This window comes from Serratia sp. Je.1.23.a (genome assembly GCF_051129805.1).
GTDB classification, from domain to species: Bacteria; Pseudomonadota; Gammaproteobacteria; order Enterobacterales; family Enterobacteriaceae; genus Serratia; species Serratia liquefaciens.
Window position 1 is genome coordinate 228,129 of record NZ_JBCPSR010000008.1, and the last position, 16,968, is coordinate 245,096.

Here is a 16,968-nt window from a genome sequence, read left to right on the forward strand (position 1 = left end):
GCTAGTGCAGTCAACAACGCTGCAGCTTGAAAGACGACGGGTATTTAGAGATCTGCCGGATCGACTTGTTTCATCGCCTCTACCTGCATCAACCAATGGTAAAGCGGTTCCAACTGCTGAAAAGCTTGCGCCAGCGTCTGCGTCAGCCCGGCGTTGAATAACCTCTCCACCTGGCTGTCGGTGGCCATCACCGCAAAAGATTTGCGGTTGTACCAGGTGGCAATGTCTGCCGCCTGCTCTTTAACCAGCGGGCGTTTGTAGCTTACTCCCACCAGCTCGAACGGCGGCTGACAACAGGCCGCGACCTCGAGAAAAGGCTGCGGCCGACGCTGCAGCGTATGACGAAACAGATCCATGGTTTGCTTGTTGGCACTGTAATAACCCAGCCCATAGCGCAACATGTCCGGCCCCAGTTCGAAGAAATAAACCGGGGCATCCTTCCAGTCTTTGCTCGGCCGTTTGAACGTCAACCACATGCGGCTGCGATAACGTGATTTATCGTGAGAAAAACGCGTGTCGCGGTGAATGCGCGACAGCGTTTTACCGATCGCCGGGCGGGTTTCAAACTGCGGATCGATCGCCAGCATCGTCGGGGCAAGCTCAGCCACCAGCGAGCGGAACGGCGTCAGCAGCTCACGATCGTAAACGCCGCGGTTGCCTTCAAACCATTCCTTGTCGTTCTCGATCCGCACCTGCTGAAGAAAATTCAGGCCCTGCTGGCTAAAGCCGTTAAATTTATCCGTCATGCGCCGTCCTTGTCGGTTCCCTCAGCCCTGCAAAAAGAAGCGGAACGCCGGGTTATCGGTTTCATCGTGGCAGTCGTAACCCAGCGCCTGCAAATGCTGCTCAAACTCAGGTTCGGTCTGCGACAGCTCAAAACCGGCCAGCACGCGGCCAAAATCGGTGCCGTGGCTGCGGTAATGGAACAGCGAGATGTTCCAATGGGTGCCCAGAGTTTGCAGGAACTTCAGCAGCGCGCCCGGCGACTCCGGGAACTCAAAGCTGTACAGCCGCTCGCGCAGGGGTTTCGAAGGACGCCCACCGACCATGTATCGCACATGCAGTTTGGCCATTTCGTCATCGGACAGATCCACCACCTGATAACCGTCGGCGTTCAGCTCGTCGATGATTTCCAGCCGTTCGGCATGGCCACGCGTCAGGCGGACACCGACGAAGATGCACGCGTTGTCCGCATCGGCGTAACGGTAGTTGAACTCGGTCACCGACCGGCCGCCCAGCAGTTGGCAAAACTTCAGGAAGCTGCCTTTCTGCTCAGGAATGGTCACTGCCAGCAGGGCTTCGCGTTGTTCGCCCAATTCGCAGCGTTCAGATACATAACGCAAGCCGTGGAAGTTCAGGTTGGCACCGGACAGCACGTGCGCCAGGCGCTCGCCCTGGATGTTGTGCTGCTGAACGTATTTCTTCAGCCCGGCCAGTGCCAGCGCGCCGGAGGGTTCGGCAATGGCACGCACGTCTTCAAACAAATCTTTGACCGCCGCGCAGATAGCGTCGCTGTCGACGGTGATCACGTCGTCCAGATATTCCCGGCACAGGCGGAAGGTTTCATCACCGATGCGCTTCACCGCCACGCCTTCGGCAAACAGTCCGACTCGCGCCAAATCTACCGGATGCCCGGCATCCAGCGCCGCGCGCAGGCAGGCGGAGTCTTCCGCCTCCACGCCGATCACTTTGATCTGCGGCATCAGCTGTTTGATTAACACCGCAACACCCGCCGCCAGACCACCACCGCCAACCGGAACAAACACCCGGTCGAGATGCGCGTCCTGTTGCAGCAGCTCCATCGCCAACGTGCCCTGCCCGGCGATCACCGTTGGGTGATCGAACGGGGGAACGAAGGTCATGCCCTGCTTGTGCGAAAGCTCAATTGCCCTGGCCTTGGCTTCATCAAAGTTGGCGCCGTGCAACAGTACTTCGCCGCCGAAACCGCGTACCGCATCCACTTTGATGTCTGCGGTGGACACCGGCATGACGATCAGCGTTTTGATCCCCAGACGTTTTCCGGAGTAGGCCACGCCCTGCGCATGGTTGCCGGCCGAAGCCGTTACCACGCCGCGCGCTTTCTGCTCTTCGTTCAGGCTGGCGATCATGGCATAGGCCCCGCGCAGCTTGAAGCTGTGCACCGGCTGACGATCTTCGCGCTTCACCAGAATGGTATTGCCGAGGCGCGAAGAAATTTTGCTCATGGCCTGCAACGGAGTGACCTGAGCCACCTCGTACACCGGCGAGCGGAGCACCGCTCGCAAATACTCCGCGCCGCAGGGGGCGTCGGGTAGGGGTTGCGATACCGCCATGATACTTAGCCTCCCAGCTTGCTCTTGTCGCGTACTGCACCTTTGTCAGCGCTGGTTGCCAACATGGCATAGGCACGCAGCGCCAAGGAAACCTGACGCTCACGGTTTTTCGGTGTCCAGGCGCGATCGCCACGTGCCAGCTCAACTTCACGGCGTGCCGCCAGTTCGCTGTCCGAAACGTCCAGCACCATGCTGCGTTGAGGAATATTGATGTCGATCATGTCGCCATCTTCGATCAGCGCAATCAGGCCGCCGCTGCCCGCTTCCGGTGAAACGTGGCCGATTGACAGGCCCGAGGTGCCGCCGGAAAAACGTCCGTCGGTGATCAGCGCGCAGGCTTTGCCCAGGCCCATGGATTTCAGGTAGGTGGTGGGATACAGCATTTCCTGCATGCCCGGCCCGCCTTTCGGCCCTTCGTAGCGGATCACCACCACGTCACCGGCAACCACTTTGCCGCCGAGGATAGCGTCCACCGCCGAGTCCTGGCTTTCGTACACTTTGGCCGGACCGCGGAAAGTCAGGTTGTCTTTATCGACGCCGGCGGTCTTAACGATGCTGCCGTCTTGCGCCATGTTGCCGTACAGCACGGCCAAGCCGCCATCCTGGCTGAACGCATTTTCCAGCGAGCGGATACAGCCCTCTGCGCGATCGTCGTCCAGCGTATCCCAGCGGCAGTCCTGCGAGAACGCCTGGGTGGTACGAATGCCCGCCGGGCCGGCGCGGAACATTTTTTTCACCGCCTCATCCTTGGTCAGCATGATGTCATACCGCTCCAGCGTCTGTGGCAGGGTCAGGCCCAGTATGTTGTTTACATCGCGGTTCAACAGTCCTGCGCGATCCAGCTCACCGAGGATCGCTAGCACGCCACCGGCACGGTGCACGTCTTCCATATGGTATTTCGGGGTGCTTGGCGCCACTTTACACAGGTGCGGCACCTTGCGTGACAGGCGGTCGATATCTTCCATGGTGAAATCAATTTCGCCCTCCTGCGCCGCGGCCAGCAGGTGCAGCACGGTGTTGGTCGAGCCGCCCATGGCGATATCCAGCGTCATGGCGTTTTCAAACGCCGCCTTGTTGGCGATGCTGCGCGGCAGTGCGCTTTCATCGTCCTGTTCGTAATAGCGCTTGGTCAGGGCAACGATGCGTTTACCTGCGTTGAGGAACAGATCCTTACGGTCGGCATGGGTCGCCAGCAGCGAGCCGTTGCCCGGTTGCGACAGGCCCAGCGCTTCGGTCAAACAGTTCATTGAGTTGGCGGTGAACATGCCGGAACAGGAACCGCAGGTCGGGCAGGCGGAGCGTTCGATTTGTTCGCTGTCGGCGTCGCTGACGTTCGGGTTAGCCCCTTGGATCATTGCGTCCACCAGATCCAGCTTGATGATTTGATTGGAGAGCTTGGTTTTACCGGCCTCCATCGGGCCGCCGGAAACGAAAATCACCGGAATGTTCAGGCGCAATGACGCCATCAGCATGCCCGGGGTGATTTTGTCGCAGTTGGAAATGCACACCATCGCATCCGCGCAGTGAGCATTCACCATGTATTCCACCGAGTCGGCGATCAGTTCGCGTGACGGCAAGGAATAGAGCATGCCACCGTGGCCCATGGCGATACCGTCATCCACCGCAATGGTGTTGAACTCTTTGGCAACGCCGCCTGAGGCTTCGATCTGTTCTGCAACCAGCTTGCCCAAATCACGCAGATGCACATGGCCCGGAACGAACTGGGTAAATGAGTTGACCACCGCAATAATGGGTTTGCCAAAATCGTCGTCGGTCATTCCGGTCGCGCGCCATAATGCGCGGGCACCCGCCATGTTGCGGCCGTGGGTGGTAGTGGCGGAACGGTACTTAGGCATGCTCTTCACTCCAAATGTATTTATTACAGGCGGCGAACGAACCGCCTGGATATTCTTGTCTGTCTGTCGTTTTACCCTAACAGGTAACGTCGTTATTTATGGGTTTACCGGATCCAGCCAGCCGTATTTGTCTTCGGTCTTGCCGGTAAACAGGCCAAAGAACGCCTGTTGAATTTGTTTGGTCACCGGGCCGCATTTGCCAATGCCGACCTGGATGCCGTCGACGCTGCGCACCGGGGTGATTTCCGCCGCGGTGCCGGACATGAACACTTCGTCGGCCAGGTACAGCGATTCGCGGGACAGCACCTGCTCACGCACTTCGAAGCCCATGTCTTTCGCCAGTTTGATGATGGCGTCGCGGGTAATGCCCGGCAGCGCGGAAGAGGTGAACGGCGGGGTGAACAACACGCCGTCTTTCACTTCAAACAGGTTCTCGCCTGCCCCTTCGGAAATATAACCGTGCACGTCGAGCGCAATCCCTTCCTGATAACCGTGGCGGCGCGCTTCGCTGCCCACCAGCAGGGAGGAAAGGTAGTTACCGCCGGCTTTGGCCGCGGTGGGGATGGTATTTGGCGCCACGCGGTGCCAGGACGAAACCATCGCATCGATGCCTTGCTCCAGCGCTTCTTCACCCAGGTACGCGCCCCAAGGAAACGCCGCGATAATCACGTCTGTCTTGTAGCCGGCCGGCGGGTTAACCCCCATGCCGACGTCGCCCACAAACACCAGCGGGCGAATATAAGCGCTGACCAGGTTGTTTTTACGCAGCGTAGCGCGACAGGCTTCCATCAGCTCATCAACGCTTTGTGATACCGGCATGCGGTAGATTTTTGCCGAGTCGTGCAGGCGTTGCATATGCTCGCGGTGACGGAACACCACCGGGCCTTTATGGGAGTCATAGCAACGAACGCCTTCAAACACCGAAGTGCCGTAGTGCAGCGCATGCGACATCACGTGCACTTTGGCGTCAGCCCAGGGAACCATCTCACCATTGAACCAAATGTAATCGGCTTTCTTCGTCATTGTTCTTTATCCTTCTCACGCATCAGGCGCTTATTTGTTGTGATGTTTGCTGTTGGATCTCAACGCAGGAGACGTCCATCAGTTTGCTCAACTGAGATGACAGTAGATCCACCGGGCGCTGGCTGGCAACGGTCAATTCAATATTAATCTTGTCGGTATTTGACGCCGAAACCATATTCATAGCACAAACCTGAAAGCCACGATGACGCACGACGCGCAATACGCGCTCTAACATTTCAGGGCGAAAACGGGCCTGGATCGAGAGTTGATGCTGCATCATGAGATTTTCTCCAACATGGTTTCGTTACCGGCACCCGGCGGCACCAGCGGCCAGACGTTTTCGAGTTCATCGATCGACACGTGCAGCAGGTAGGGCCCTTCGCTGTTGAATAAGGCGTCGAGCGCGTCTGCCACCTGGTCTTTACGGGTGATACGCTGGCCGGGAATGCCAAAGGCGTTGGCCAACATCAGGAAATCGGGGTTATCGGAGAGATTGGTTTCGCTGTAACGCCCGTCAAAAAACAGCTGCTGCCACTGGCGAACCATGCCTAAACGCTGGTTATCCAGTAATACGATTTTCAGCGGCAGCTGTTTGCGTTTTATGGTGCCCAGTTCCTGTACGTTCATCATGAAGGAACCGTCGCCCGATACGCAGATCACCGTATCCTCAGGGCGCGCCATCTGGGCGCCAATCGCGGCCGGTACGCCGAACCCCATAGTGCCCAGGCCGCTGGAGGTGATGAAATTCTCCGGGCGCTCGAAGGTCATGTGCTGCGCACTCCACATCTGGTGCTGGCCCACGTCGGTAGTCACCACGCTGTTGGCCGGCTTGCGCTCGGACAGCTGTTTCAACAACAGCGGCGCGTAGATCGGCTGGCCCGGATGATCATAACGCCAGGTGTGGGCTTCCTTCAGCTCAACCACCCGCTGCTGCCAGGCGGCAATTTTCAGCGGCTGCTGCAACGCCGGCAGCAAGGCCTTCAAGTCGCCCTCCAGCGCAACGTGTGCCTGGCGCAATTTGCTCATTTCCGCCGGGTCGATATCCATGTGGATCACCTTGGCATGCGGCGCAAACGCATTCAGTTTCCCGGTCACGCGATCGTCGAAACGCGCGCCGACAGCGATCAGCAGATCGCACTCCTGCACCGCCAGGTTCGCGCCCTTGGTACCGTGCATGCCCAGCATACCGAGGTAATACGGGTGAGCAGCATCCGCCGCGCCCAACCCTTTCAGCGTGACAACGTTGGGCATTTGAGTCACCGCGATAAACTCACGCAGTGCCGGTACCGCCTGCGCCATGCCTACGCCGCCGCCGATGTATAACATCGGTTTGTGAGCCTGCGCCAGCAACTCGGCGGCCTGCGCCACCTCCGCCGCCGGGTAATGCAACTCTTCGACGACCGGCACCAGGTGCGGGTGCAGCTCGCCGTGGGCCAGTTGGATGTCTTTCGGGATGTCGATCAGCACCGGGCCAGGGCGGCCGCTACAGGCGATGGCAAAAGCTTCCGCCATGATGCCCGGCAGCGCGTCCAGTGATTCCACCAGGAAGCTGTGTTTGGTGCAGGCCAGAGACAGGCCGAGAACATCGATCTCCTGAAAGGCATCGGTGCCAATCAGCGCGGAACCCACCTGGCCGGTGATGGCCACTACCGGAACCGAATCCAGCAGCGCATCGGCCAGGCCGGTGATCAAATTGGTGGCGCCGGGACCAGAGGTGGCGATACAAACGCCGACTTTGCCGGTTGCGCGGGCATAACCAATGGCAGCCATTGCGGCGCCTTGTTCGTGGCGGCACAGTAAGTGTTCTACCCCACCGTCATACAATGCATCGTAGACCGGCATGATTGCGCCACCTGGATAGCCGAATACCTTATCAACTCCCTGTGCACGCAATGCTTGTACTACCCACTGAGCCCCATTCATAGTTATTTCCCCGCCTTACTTCGACAACTGCAGGATTTTGTTCTGTTATTCATATTCTTATCCTCGCTTCACTTTTCTCTTGCCAATAAAAAACCCCCGGACCTTTCGGTGCGGGGGTTCTCTTGCGATTCCGGCTTGTTTTCTAAGCCATTCTTCGTCCAAGTGCAGCCCCGCACGGTGGGATAATAATCACCACCACGCTAATCACGACTAGGCTAATCACTTGGGCAAAGGCTTTCATAATGGGTTTGTTCACTGTGCTCGTTTCGAACTAATACCTACAGAGGTACCATAGTCCCGCGCGGCATGACAACACTTTTTTTGCGTTATTATTCGGCGCAATCTGGTCATACCTCGTGCAAAATGCCTGGTATTCAAACGTTAGCCTGCACGCCTGAGGACTTCACGGCACCCGAGATCGCTTTACCGCGCGTGTCCTTGCCGAAGAACACCAACAACGCAATCACGATCGCCACCGTACCGGCAATCATCGCCATTGCCAGCCCATAATTATGGCCATGATGCTCGGCTATCGTCGCCTGCAGCGTGGCGTTGACCGAAGCAATCAGATTACCCAATTGATAAACAAACCCCGGCAGTACCGCGCGGGTATTGGCCGGCACCAATTCGGTAAGGTAAGTCGGCACCACGCCCCAGGCCCCCTGCACCATGAACTGCATCAGGAATGCGCCAATCCCCAGCATCAGCGAACCGCTGGAAAACGCCCACAGCGGGATCACCGGCAACGCCAGCAAGGCAGCAATGATGATCGCCTTCTTACGGCCGATTTTTTCCGACAGTGCCCCAAAGAAAACGCCACCAATGATTGACGCGATATTGTAGCTAATGGCAATGATACTGACGGTTTTAGGGTCGAAACCGTGCTGAACTTTCAAAAATACCGGATACATATCCTGAGTACCGTGCGAGAAGAAATTGAACGCCGCCATCAGCAGCACCAGGTAGCCGCACAGCTTCCAATGGCTCTTCAGCACCGGCAGCAATGCGCTGCTTTCCTTGCGTTCTCGGGCCGCCAGCCACACCGGCGACTCCTGCACGCAGTAGTAAATAAACGGCAGCAATAAAATGGGTGCCGCGCCGATCACGAACATGCCGCGCCAGCCGATAATTTCAAACAGCAGGCCATACACTACCGCCGCCAACAGGTAACCAAAGGGGTAGCCGGCCTGGAAAATCCCCGACATCAGGCCACGCGAACGATCGGGAATGGTTTCCATCGCCAGCGATGAGGCCACACCCCAGATCCCGCCCATCGCCACGCCGTACAGTACCCGCAGCAGCAGGAATATCGTCAACGAGGGTGCCGCCGCGGACAGCAGTTCAAACACCGAGAAGAACACGATATTCAGCATCAAAATCGGTTTGCGGCCATATTTTTCCGCCGCACGGCCAAAGATCAGCGCACCAATCGGGCGTACCGCCAGCGTCAGCAGGATCGCCAGCGTGACCTCTTCCATACCGACATGGAAAGATTGCGCGATATCGCTGAGCAGAAAGACCAGCACGAAGAAATCGAAAGCATCAAGCGTCCAGCTTGAAAAGCTGGCGATAGCTGCATTGCGTTGCAGCGGTGTCCAACCAAACATAATGTTATCCCTACCGTAGAGTACGAAGTCATGAGGTTTAGCGGCTGCCGCAGCAGAATGCAGCGGCGGTCGGATTGTGTTAAATAGGTGATTTTTATTTTAATCAATTGTTAAATACACCCATTTCCCCTCCGGTCGCAACATGGTTAGCCTGCTAATGTGTTGCAGCGTTCGCGTAATTGTTAAGGGGTATTGCCGCCCTTTGCGAAGCCCTGCACAAAAAACGGCTATCTATCTGAAACCAATAATTTTAATTACGGCTTATCGCGCAAATATTCCAAGGGTCAAGCGCGACGTCGCAACACATCCCGCATCATGTTGCCTTCAGCAAGGAGAGCAATATGTCACTGGCAGTGATCTATACCCGGGCCACACTGGGCGTTCAGGCCCCTTCGGTTACGGTGGAAGTGCATATCAGCAATGGGTTGCCCGGCCTGACGATGGTCGGCCTGCCGGAAACCACGGTTAAAGAGGCGCGTGATCGAGTGCGCAGCGCCTTGATCAATAACGGTTTCACCTTTCCCGCACGGCGTATTACCGTCAATTTGGCACCGGCCGATCTGCCCAAGGAAGGCGGTCGCTATGATCTACCGATTGCGCTGGCTATCCTGGCGGCTTCCGAACAGCTGCCAGCCGATAAGCTGGCTCACTATGAATTCCTTGGCGAACTGGCATTATCTGGCGCTCTACGGGGCGTCAGCGGAGCCATCCCCGCCGCGCTGGCCGCCATGGAGTCAGGACGGCAATTGGTTTTGGCGGCCGCCAATGGGCCGGAGGTGGGGCTAATTACGCAGAGCAAAACCCTGGTGGCGGACCACCTGTTAGAGGTGTGCGCCTTTGTGCTGGGTAAAGAGGATTTACCGGTAGCCCATGCGCCGCCGGCAATGAACAACGCGCCCGAACCGGCCGATCTGCAGGATATTCTGGGTCAGGAACAGGCAAAGCGCGCGCTGGAAATCGCCGCGGCCGGCGGCCACAACCTGCTGCTGGTTGGCCCGCCAGGGACCGGGAAAACCATGTTGGCCAGCCGCCTGAATGGCCTTCTCCCGCCGCTGACCGATCAGGAAGCACTGGAAAGCATCGCGGTGGCCAGCCTGCTGCATCATGCTGCGCAAGCGCTGCCGTGGCGACAGCGGCCGTTTCGCGCACCGCACCATAGCGCCTCGATGGCCGCTCTGGTCGGCGGAGGTTCGCTGCCGAGGCCGGGTGAAATTTCCATGGCGCACAATGGTGTCCTGTTTCTGGATGAACTGCCCGAATTCGAAAGGCGGGTACTGGATGCGCTGCGCGAACCGCTGGAGTCCGGCGAGATCGTGGTTTCACGCGCCAGCGCCAAAGTCTGCTTCCCGGCACGGGTACAGCTGATCGCCGCCATGAACCCCAGCCCTACCGGGCATTACCAGGGCATGCATAACCGCGCATCGCCACAGCAGGTCCTGCGCTATCTGGGGCGGCTTTCAGGGCCCTTTCTAGACCGTTTCGATCTCTCGATTGAAGTGCCATTGTTGCCACCAGGCCTGCTTAGCAAAAAGCGCATTGCCGGTGAAAACAGCGCTCAGGTACGGGAACGTGTGCTGTTGGCGCGTGAAAGGCAGCTCAGTCGAGCGGGGAAGATTAATGCCCTGCTGAACAATCATGAGGTCGAACGGGATTGTCGACTTAACGACGCGGACGCGGATTTTCTTGAAACGACGTTAAACAGGTTGGGATTATCGGTTCGCGCCTGGCAGCGGATTCTGAAAGTGGCTCGCACGCTGGCGGATTTGGCAGGAGATCGGACTATTGATAAGCGACACTTGAGTGAAGCGCTTGGCTACCGCAGTATGGATCGCCTGCTTCTGCAGCTGCACCGCAGCCTTGAATAATAATGGGGCCCAAAGGCCCCATTAAAATCAATCCTCGCTGTCGGTGTAATCTTCCACCGCATCAGCCTGCGGCTTACCGCCGGACAGAGTATGGAATTTTTTCGGGCGACGTGTGCGCGCCAGATATTTAGCCCATACTTTTTCCTGCTCGGTAACCGGCTCGCGCTCACCGTGGCACACTGCGACGAACAACTGTTCTTCTTCAGTGGCCGGCTGGCGTTTACCCGTATCCAGCTCGTTGAACGCATACCCGAAACGCTCTAGCAATTGCGCTTCTTTAATGGTGAAATCGCCGTGACGGGAGAACCCGCGAGGGTAATGTTTATTATCAAAAAATCGACTGGTCGTGGTGAAGCTATCCGCCATCTGACACGCTCCTAATTCTCTCATGGCCGTGCTGTTTATGGCGCGGAGTATTAGATAGGCTTGACATTGTGTAAAACAAAACATTTAAATCTTAACGATAAAAATTACTGGAGATGGGTGTGGATACCGAATTACTGAAAACCTTTTTGGAGGTCAGTAGAACGCGTCACTTTGGCCGAGCCGCAGAATCCTTGTACTTAACGCAGTCTGCCGTCAGTTTCCGCATCCGCCAGTTAGAAAACCAATTGGGCGCGAATCTGTTCACCCGTCACCGCAACAATATCCGCCTGACGCCTGCTGGAGAGCGGCTTTTGCCCTATGCAGAGAGCCTGATGATGACCTGGCAACTGGCGAAAAAAGAGGTGGTGCGTTCACTGCAACATACCGAGTTATCCATCGGTGCCACGGCGTCATTGTGGGAGGCTTATTTGACCCCCTGGCTGCAATCGCTCTATCAGCAGCGTGAGGCGTTGCAGCTGGAGGCCAGGGTGGCGCTACGGCACTCTTTGGTAAAACAGCTGCATGAAAGACAGCTCGATTTGCTCATCACCACTGAACCGCCAAAGATGGATGAACTGGCCAGCCAGCTGTTGGGGAATTTCTCGTTGCGGCTGTTCTCTTCCACCCTGCGCGATCAACATGCGCCGATGCCCTATATCAAGCTGGAATGGGGGGCTGATTTCCATCAGCAGGAAAGTCGCATGCTGGAGAGCGACACTCTGCCGGTGCTCACCACTACCTCTGCACATCTGACCCGGCAACTGCTGGAAACCACCGGTGGCTGCGCCTTCCTGCCCAGTCAGTGGGAGAATGATTACCCGCAGTTAACCGCCATCGCCGAGATCCCGGCCATTATCCGCCCGCTGTACGCCGTCTGGCTGCAAAATAGCGACCAGCAGCCGCTGATCCGGCAACTGCTGAAAATACCTTTGAAAACCTCAGCATGAGGCGCTATAACGGCTTCAAACGAGGATGCCGGGGTTGGGTTCGCCTGCTGAGCCAAAACGCGCTTATCGCCTTCTGAAGGCCGATAAAGCAGAACAGCAGAATACCGATAACGATTTTGGTCCACCACGAACTGAGCGTGCCGTCGAAGGTAATGTAGCTCTGAATCAATCCCTGGATCAGCACGCCAAACAGCGTGCCCAAAACGGTGCCCACGCCACCGGTCAACAAGGTACCGCCAATCACGACGGCAGCAATGGCATCCAACTCCACGCCGCTGGCCGCCAGTGCATAACCTGCCGAGGTATACAGCGAGAAAATGATCCCTGATAGTGCCGCCAGCGTGCTTGAGAGCATATAAATCAGCACGGTGGTACGCTGTACCGGTACGCCCATCAGCGCGGCAGAGACCCGATTACCGCCGATGGCGTAGACGTTATGCCCAAAGCGCGTACGGTGCGCCAGCACCATGCCGACCGCCACAACCAATAGCATCACCAGCGCCAACAATGTAAAGCGCCCACCGCCCGGCAGTTTCCAGGCATAGTTCGCCAGCGTCACATACAGCGGATGATCGACGGGAATCGACTCCTCTGAAACAATAAAACTCATGCCCCGTACGAAGAACATTCCGGCCAGCGTAATAATAAACGCCGGTAGCTTCAGTACATCAATGATCCAACCCATCAGCGCGCCAAACGATGCCCCCATCAACAGCGCGATGATGAACGCATAACCCGGTGCAATGCCGTAAGTTCCGATCAACTTGGCCAGCAGCAGCCCGGTGAAGGCGATCACCGAGCCGACAGACAGATCGATACCGCCGGAAAGGATCACAAACGTCATGCCGACCGCGACGATGCCCAGAAAGGCGTTGTCGGTCAGCAAATCGCACCACACCCGCGTTGAGGCAAAGCCGGGAAACTGCGTGAGACAAAAAGCGTAGCCCAGAAGGAACACCAGGACGGTAATCAGCAGCGGAAGATTACGTTTGATCATGGTTTTCTTCTCCCAAGCAGGTGGCGCAGCGTGAAGCTGGGCGATTGCACCATCAACACCGCCAACACCACAATCGCCTTCAACACAAGATTAAACTCAGGCCGATAGCCGGACAGCAGAATGCCGGTATTCATCCCCTGAATAATTAATGCCCCCACTACCGACAGCAACAGGTTAAAACGACCGCCCAACAGTGAACCGCCGCCAATCACAACCGCCAGGATCGCATCCAGCTCCAACCACAACCCGGCATTGTTGGCATCAGCGCCACGGATGTCCGCCGTGACGATAACGCCGGCAACGGCGGCGCACAGCCCGCAGATCACATACACCGCCATCACCACCCAGCCGGTGCTGACACCTGCATTACGCGCGGAACGCAGATTGATGCCTACGGCTTCGATAAACAGTCCCAACGCCGTTTTACGCGTTAACAGCCAGATCAACAACAGCATGACCGCAGCAATGATCGCCGGCATCGGCAAATACATCAGCGTACCGCTGCCGAGCCATGCCAACCCCTCTCGCTCAAAGGTGACGATTTGCCCTTCGGTAATCAGTTGGGCAATGCCGCGCCCAGCCACCATCAGCATCAGCGTGGCAACAATCGGCTGTATCTGCAGCACCGCCACCAAAAACCCGTTCCACAGGCCACACAGTGCGCCAACCGCCATGGCGGCTGCCAGTACATAGCTCAGCGGATAACCGGCGCTGGTCAGCGTTGCCGCCGTGGCACCGGCTATCGCCATCACCGCTCCCACCGAAAGGTCGATACCACCGGTGGCGATTACCAACGTCATGCCCAATGCCAATAACGCGACCGGTGCGCCACGATTAACAATGTCGATTACGCTGCCAAACAGTCGACCGTCTTGAATATGTAGGGAAAAGAAATTCGGGGCGACCAGACTGTCGATAAGCAAAATCACCGCCAGCGCCCCCAGTTGCGTTGCTCCGGCAGGGATGACCCACCTGACTTTACGCGGCCCACTGGTCATGGAGAAACTCCTGAGGTTCATCCTGCCCCCTGTTGTGCGGCTATTACCTGCATGATTGCAGGCACCGTAATGGCATTATGTTCAAGCTGCGCTACGTGTTTCCGGTCTCGAAGCACAACGATGCGATCGGCATAACCCACCAGTTCTTCCAGTTCGGAGGAGATCACCAACAATGCCAGACCTTCGTCACAGAGCTTTTCGATCAAGCGAATGATTTCGGCATGCGCACCAACGTCAATGCCGCGCGTCGGTTCATCCAGGATCAGAAAACGGGGTTTCGTCGCAAGCCAACGTGACAACAGCACCTTCTGCTGATTACCGCCAGACAGATACTGGATTTGCTGTTCTGGCCCAGGAGTACGAATGCCCAACAGTTGGATATAGCTTTCAGTAATGCGGGTTTGCTCTTTCAGCGAGAGCGGCCTTAGCCAGCCGCGTTGAGCCTGCAGGGCCAAAATGATATTTTCCCGCACGGTCGCAGCGCCGATGATTCCATCGGTCTTACGATCTTCGGGGCAATACCCGAAGCCGAGGCTGGCAGCGTTACGTGGCGTCCGGATGTTCACCGCACGCCCTTCGACTTTTACACTGCCGTTGTCGCGCGGTTTGATACCGAATATGAGCTGGGCCGTTTCGGTACGCCCCGATCCCAGCAGCCCGGCCAGCCCTACAATCTCACCCGGGCGAATCTGCAGATCAAAGGGCTCAACCATCCCGCGCCGCCCATAACCGCTGAATTCAACCAACGATGGCGCCTTTGAGGGCGTATGCTCGCTGCGTTTCAGTAATGACTCATCAAACGCGTGGCCGAGCATCATCTGTACCAGTTCCATACGCGGTAAGTCGGCGGTGGCTTTCATTCCCACTAACTTGCCGTTGCGCAGTACGGTGATGCGATCGCTGATGCGGTAAACCTGATCGAGAAAATGGGTAACAAAGATCATTCCCATTCCCTGACTACGGAGCTGGCTGAGAATGTCCAGCAGCATGCTGACCTCTTTGGCATCCAGGCTGGCGGTTGGCTCATCAAGAATCAAGACTTTGGCGGACAGATCGACGGCCCGCGCGATAGCGATAATCTGCTGGATGGCAATGGAGTAATTACCCAGCGGCTGGCTGACGTCCAACTGCAGCCCATACCCCAGTAAAAGCTGCTGAGCCTGGCGCAGCAGCTTTTTTTGATCGATCAGGCCGAAGCGCGTGGGCTCTCGCCCGATGAACAGGTTGGCGGCCACCGAGATGTTCGCCAGCAGGTTAACTTCCTGATAAACCGTACCAATGCCCAGTGTCTGCGCCTGCGCGGTGCTCTGCGGGGCAATGGCGATGCCTTCCAGTAATACCTCGCCGGCGGAACGCTGATAAACCCCGGTCAACGCTTTGATCAGCGTGGATTTCCCCGCGCCATTTTCGCCCAGCAGCGCCATGATCTCTCCGCGCTGCAACGTGACATCAACCTGCTCCAGCGCTTTTACGCCAGGAAATTCAACGGATAATCCCTTAATCGTCAATAATGTCGTCTGAGAGTTAGCCATCTGCTGTTCCGCCGGTGAGTAGATTAATAACCCATGCTTTTCTTCAGCTCGAACTCCTGTTTAGCCGTATCCGGTTGCAGCAGCTTGGACTCGGTCTGGATAAACTTCGGCGGCGGGGTACCGTCTTTCTTCATCGCCAGCAGCGCAGCAAACGCCGGACCGGCCATATTCGGGGTTAGCTCGACCGTGGCATTGGCTTCACCGTTCATCATTGCCTTAAATATGTCAGGCACACCGTCGATAGAAACGATTTTGATCTGTGAGCCCGGCTTTAAGCCCGCCTCTTTGATCGCCTGGATGGCGCCGATTGCCATGTCGTCGTTATGTGCATAAACGGCGCAAATATTTTTGCCGTTTTGCTCAGCCTTGATGAAGCTTTCCATCACTTCTTTACCTTTGCTGCGCGTAAAATCACCAGATTGCGAGCGGATGATCTTAACGTTGGCGGCGGAGGCTATGCCGTCAGCAAAACCTTTCTTACGGTTGAGGGCAACGCTGGCGCCCACGGTGCCCTGTAGCTCGACTACGTTGCAAGGCTTGCCGGCGACCTCTTTCACCAGCCATTCTCCTGCGACTTTACCTTCGTGCACGCTGTCAGAAGCCACCGCCGCGGTATACAGCGAAGGGTCGTTTACCTCAATCATTCGGTCGAGCAGGAATACCGGGATCTTGGCTTCTTTGGCTTCCTGCAGCACAGGCGTCCAGCCGGTGGCGACAACCGGTGCAATGAAGATGGCGTCAACACCCTGAGCAATGAAAGATCTGACCGCTTTGATTTGGTTTTCCTGTTTTTGCTGCGCATCGGCGATTTTCAGCGTGATACCCCGCTTTTCAGCTTCCTGTTTCGAAACCTTGGTTTCCGCCGAACGCCAACCCGATTCGGAACCAATCTGTGAAAAGCCGACGACCAGCGGTGCCGCCTGTCCCGTACCTACCAAAGCGCCAGTAATGGCGGCCGCTAACAGCAGACGTTTAACCATGTTGTTCTCCTCGCGTTGCCTTGGCATGGAACCACGCCGGGCAGGGATTATCGTTGTTGTGTATGCTGCATTTTTTCTGGTGAAGTGGGTGTCCTTAGGGTTGGACACACATAAGGTGTAGTCGAAAATCGGGCAGGAATAATGCGCGGCATCACATCACGGCAGAACAACCATTTTGTACATGGATCCAGCTAAAAATGTCTAAATTGGGAACGATTTCGGTGGGAGTTTTGAGCGATCTTTCAGGGGAATTATGGGGGATGGGGAAATTTCACGCAAAAAAAACCCTTCGCTTTCGCAAAGGGTTTCTAATATGGCAGGGGCGGAGAGACTCGAACTCGCGACACCCGGTTTTGGAGACCGGTGCTCTACCAACTGAGCTACGCCCCTAAATCTCGCTTAACATTATGCCCGCTAAGATAGCAGGCATAATTTAAATAAGTGGCGGAACGGACGGGGCTCGAACCCGCGACCCCCTGCGTGACAGGCAGGTATTCTAACCAACTGAACTACCGCTCCACCGATTCTTTTACGTCACATCTTTCGATGTGGGCAAAACCGC

At 56.8% G+C, this 16,968-nt stretch carries 15 protein-coding genes and 2 tRNA genes; 2 read left to right on the forward strand and 15 right to left on the reverse strand.

Translation table 11 applies throughout. The annotated features are described in order from the left end of the window. Positions 1–44: 44 nt before the first annotated feature. The 8 genes from AAZT04_RS23130 to AAZT04_RS23165 all read right to left on the reverse strand — a co-directional run bounded on the left by AAZT04_RS23130 (position 45) and on the right by AAZT04_RS23165 (position 8,721). The gene (locus AAZT04_RS23130) at positions 45–746 is read right to left on the reverse strand and encodes a DUF2461 domain-containing protein (protein WP_434681928.1); all 702 of its coding nucleotides are present in this window, start codon (positions 744–746) and stop codon (positions 45–47) included. A 21-nt stretch (positions 747–767) separates the two neighbouring features. Beyond that, positions 768–2,312: a threonine ammonia-lyase, biosynthetic gene (gene ilvA, locus AAZT04_RS23135; protein ID WP_041415091.1), complete on the reverse strand. Its 1,545-nt coding sequence runs from the start codon at positions 2,310–2,312 to the stop codon at positions 768–770. A gap of 5 nt (positions 2,313–2,317) precedes the next feature. Next, on the reverse strand, positions 2,318–4,168 hold the full coding sequence (gene ilvD / locus AAZT04_RS23140; protein WP_048762615.1) for a dihydroxy-acid dehydratase: 1,851 nt from the start codon (positions 4,166–4,168) through the stop codon (positions 2,318–2,320). A 96-nt stretch (positions 4,169–4,264) separates the two neighbouring features. Continuing rightward, on the reverse strand, positions 4,265–5,191 hold the full coding sequence (gene ilvE, locus AAZT04_RS23145; protein WP_020837487.1) for a branched-chain-amino-acid transaminase: 927 nt from the start codon (positions 5,189–5,191) through the stop codon (positions 4,265–4,267). Positions 5,192–5,213: 22 nt separating this feature from the next. Next, positions 5,214–5,471, reverse strand: coding sequence for an acetolactate synthase 2 small subunit (gene ilvM, locus AAZT04_RS23150; protein ID WP_020837489.1), 258 nt, complete (start codon positions 5,469–5,471; stop codon positions 5,214–5,216). Beyond that, the gene (gene ilvG, locus AAZT04_RS23155; RefSeq protein WP_129983883.1) at positions 5,468–7,114 is read right to left on the reverse strand and encodes an acetolactate synthase 2 catalytic subunit; all 1,647 of its coding nucleotides are present in this window, start codon (positions 7,112–7,114) and stop codon (positions 5,468–5,470) included. Before ilvG ends, ilvM begins: the two co-directional genes overlap by 4 nt. Positions 7,115–7,256: 142 nt before the next feature. After that, positions 7,257–7,355, reverse strand: coding sequence for an ilv operon leader peptide (gene ilvL, locus AAZT04_RS23160; RefSeq protein ID WP_015962288.1), 99 nt, complete (start codon positions 7,353–7,355; stop codon positions 7,257–7,259). Between the two features lie 133 nt (positions 7,356–7,488). Then, positions 7,489–8,721 (reverse strand): MFS transporter, encoded by a 1,233-nt coding sequence (locus AAZT04_RS23165; protein ID WP_122080440.1) that lies wholly within the window; start codon positions 8,719–8,721, stop codon positions 7,489–7,491. Between the two features lie 341 nt (positions 8,722–9,062). On the opposite strand from AAZT04_RS23165, the gene AAZT04_RS23170 reads away from it, so the two are divergent. Beyond that, entirely contained in the window at positions 9,063–10,586 is a 1,524-nt protein-coding gene (locus AAZT04_RS23170) for a YifB family Mg chelatase-like AAA ATPase (protein WP_129983884.1), read from the forward strand. A 27-nt stretch (positions 10,587–10,613) separates the two neighbouring features. Here the strand turns inward: AAZT04_RS23170 and AAZT04_RS23175 are convergent, their stop codons facing one another. Beyond that, positions 10,614–10,952, reverse strand: a complete 339-nt coding sequence (locus AAZT04_RS23175; RefSeq protein WP_020837497.1) for a DUF413 domain-containing protein — start codon at positions 10,950–10,952, stop codon at positions 10,614–10,616. 119 nt (positions 10,953–11,071) lie between these two features. Here AAZT04_RS23175 and hdfR point away from each other — a divergent pair, with 119 nt between their 5' ends. After that, positions 11,072–11,899, forward strand: a complete 828-nt coding sequence (hdfR, locus tag AAZT04_RS23180) for an HTH-type transcriptional regulator HdfR (RefSeq protein ID WP_041415741.1) — start codon at positions 11,072–11,074, stop codon at positions 11,897–11,899. A gap of 4 nt (positions 11,900–11,903) precedes the next feature. Here hdfR and yjfF read toward each other — a convergent pair whose 3' ends face one another. From yjfF to AAZT04_RS23210, 6 genes are all read right to left on the reverse strand, one after another. Beyond that, entirely contained in the window at positions 11,904–12,896 is a 993-nt protein-coding gene (gene yjfF, locus AAZT04_RS23185; RefSeq protein ID WP_434681933.1) for a galactofuranose ABC transporter, permease protein YjfF, read from the reverse strand. Continuing rightward, positions 12,893–13,894: a galactofuranose ABC transporter, ATP-binding protein YtfT gene (gene ytfT / locus AAZT04_RS23190; RefSeq protein ID WP_434681935.1), complete on the reverse strand. Its 1,002-nt coding sequence runs from the start codon at positions 13,892–13,894 to the stop codon at positions 12,893–12,895. The genes yjfF and ytfT overlap by 4 nt, the downstream gene beginning before the upstream one ends. A 17-nt stretch (positions 13,895–13,911) precedes the next feature. Beyond that, positions 13,912–15,426 (reverse strand): galactofuranose ABC transporter, ATP-binding protein YtfR, encoded by a 1,515-nt coding sequence (gene ytfR, locus AAZT04_RS23195; protein WP_434681937.1) that lies wholly within the window; start codon positions 15,424–15,426, stop codon positions 13,912–13,914. 23 nt (positions 15,427–15,449) lie between these two features. Further along, positions 15,450–16,406 (reverse strand): galactofuranose ABC transporter, galactofuranose-binding protein YtfQ, encoded by a 957-nt coding sequence (ytfQ, locus tag AAZT04_RS23200; protein WP_174574891.1) that lies wholly within the window; start codon positions 16,404–16,406, stop codon positions 15,450–15,452. Positions 16,407–16,720: 314 nt separating this feature from the next. Continuing rightward, positions 16,721–16,796 (reverse strand) — tRNA-Trp (locus tag AAZT04_RS23205). A gap of 52 nt (positions 16,797–16,848) precedes the next feature. Further along, a tRNA-Asp gene (locus AAZT04_RS23210) sits at positions 16,849–16,925 on the reverse strand. Between the last annotated feature and the right edge of the window lie 43 nt (positions 16,926–16,968).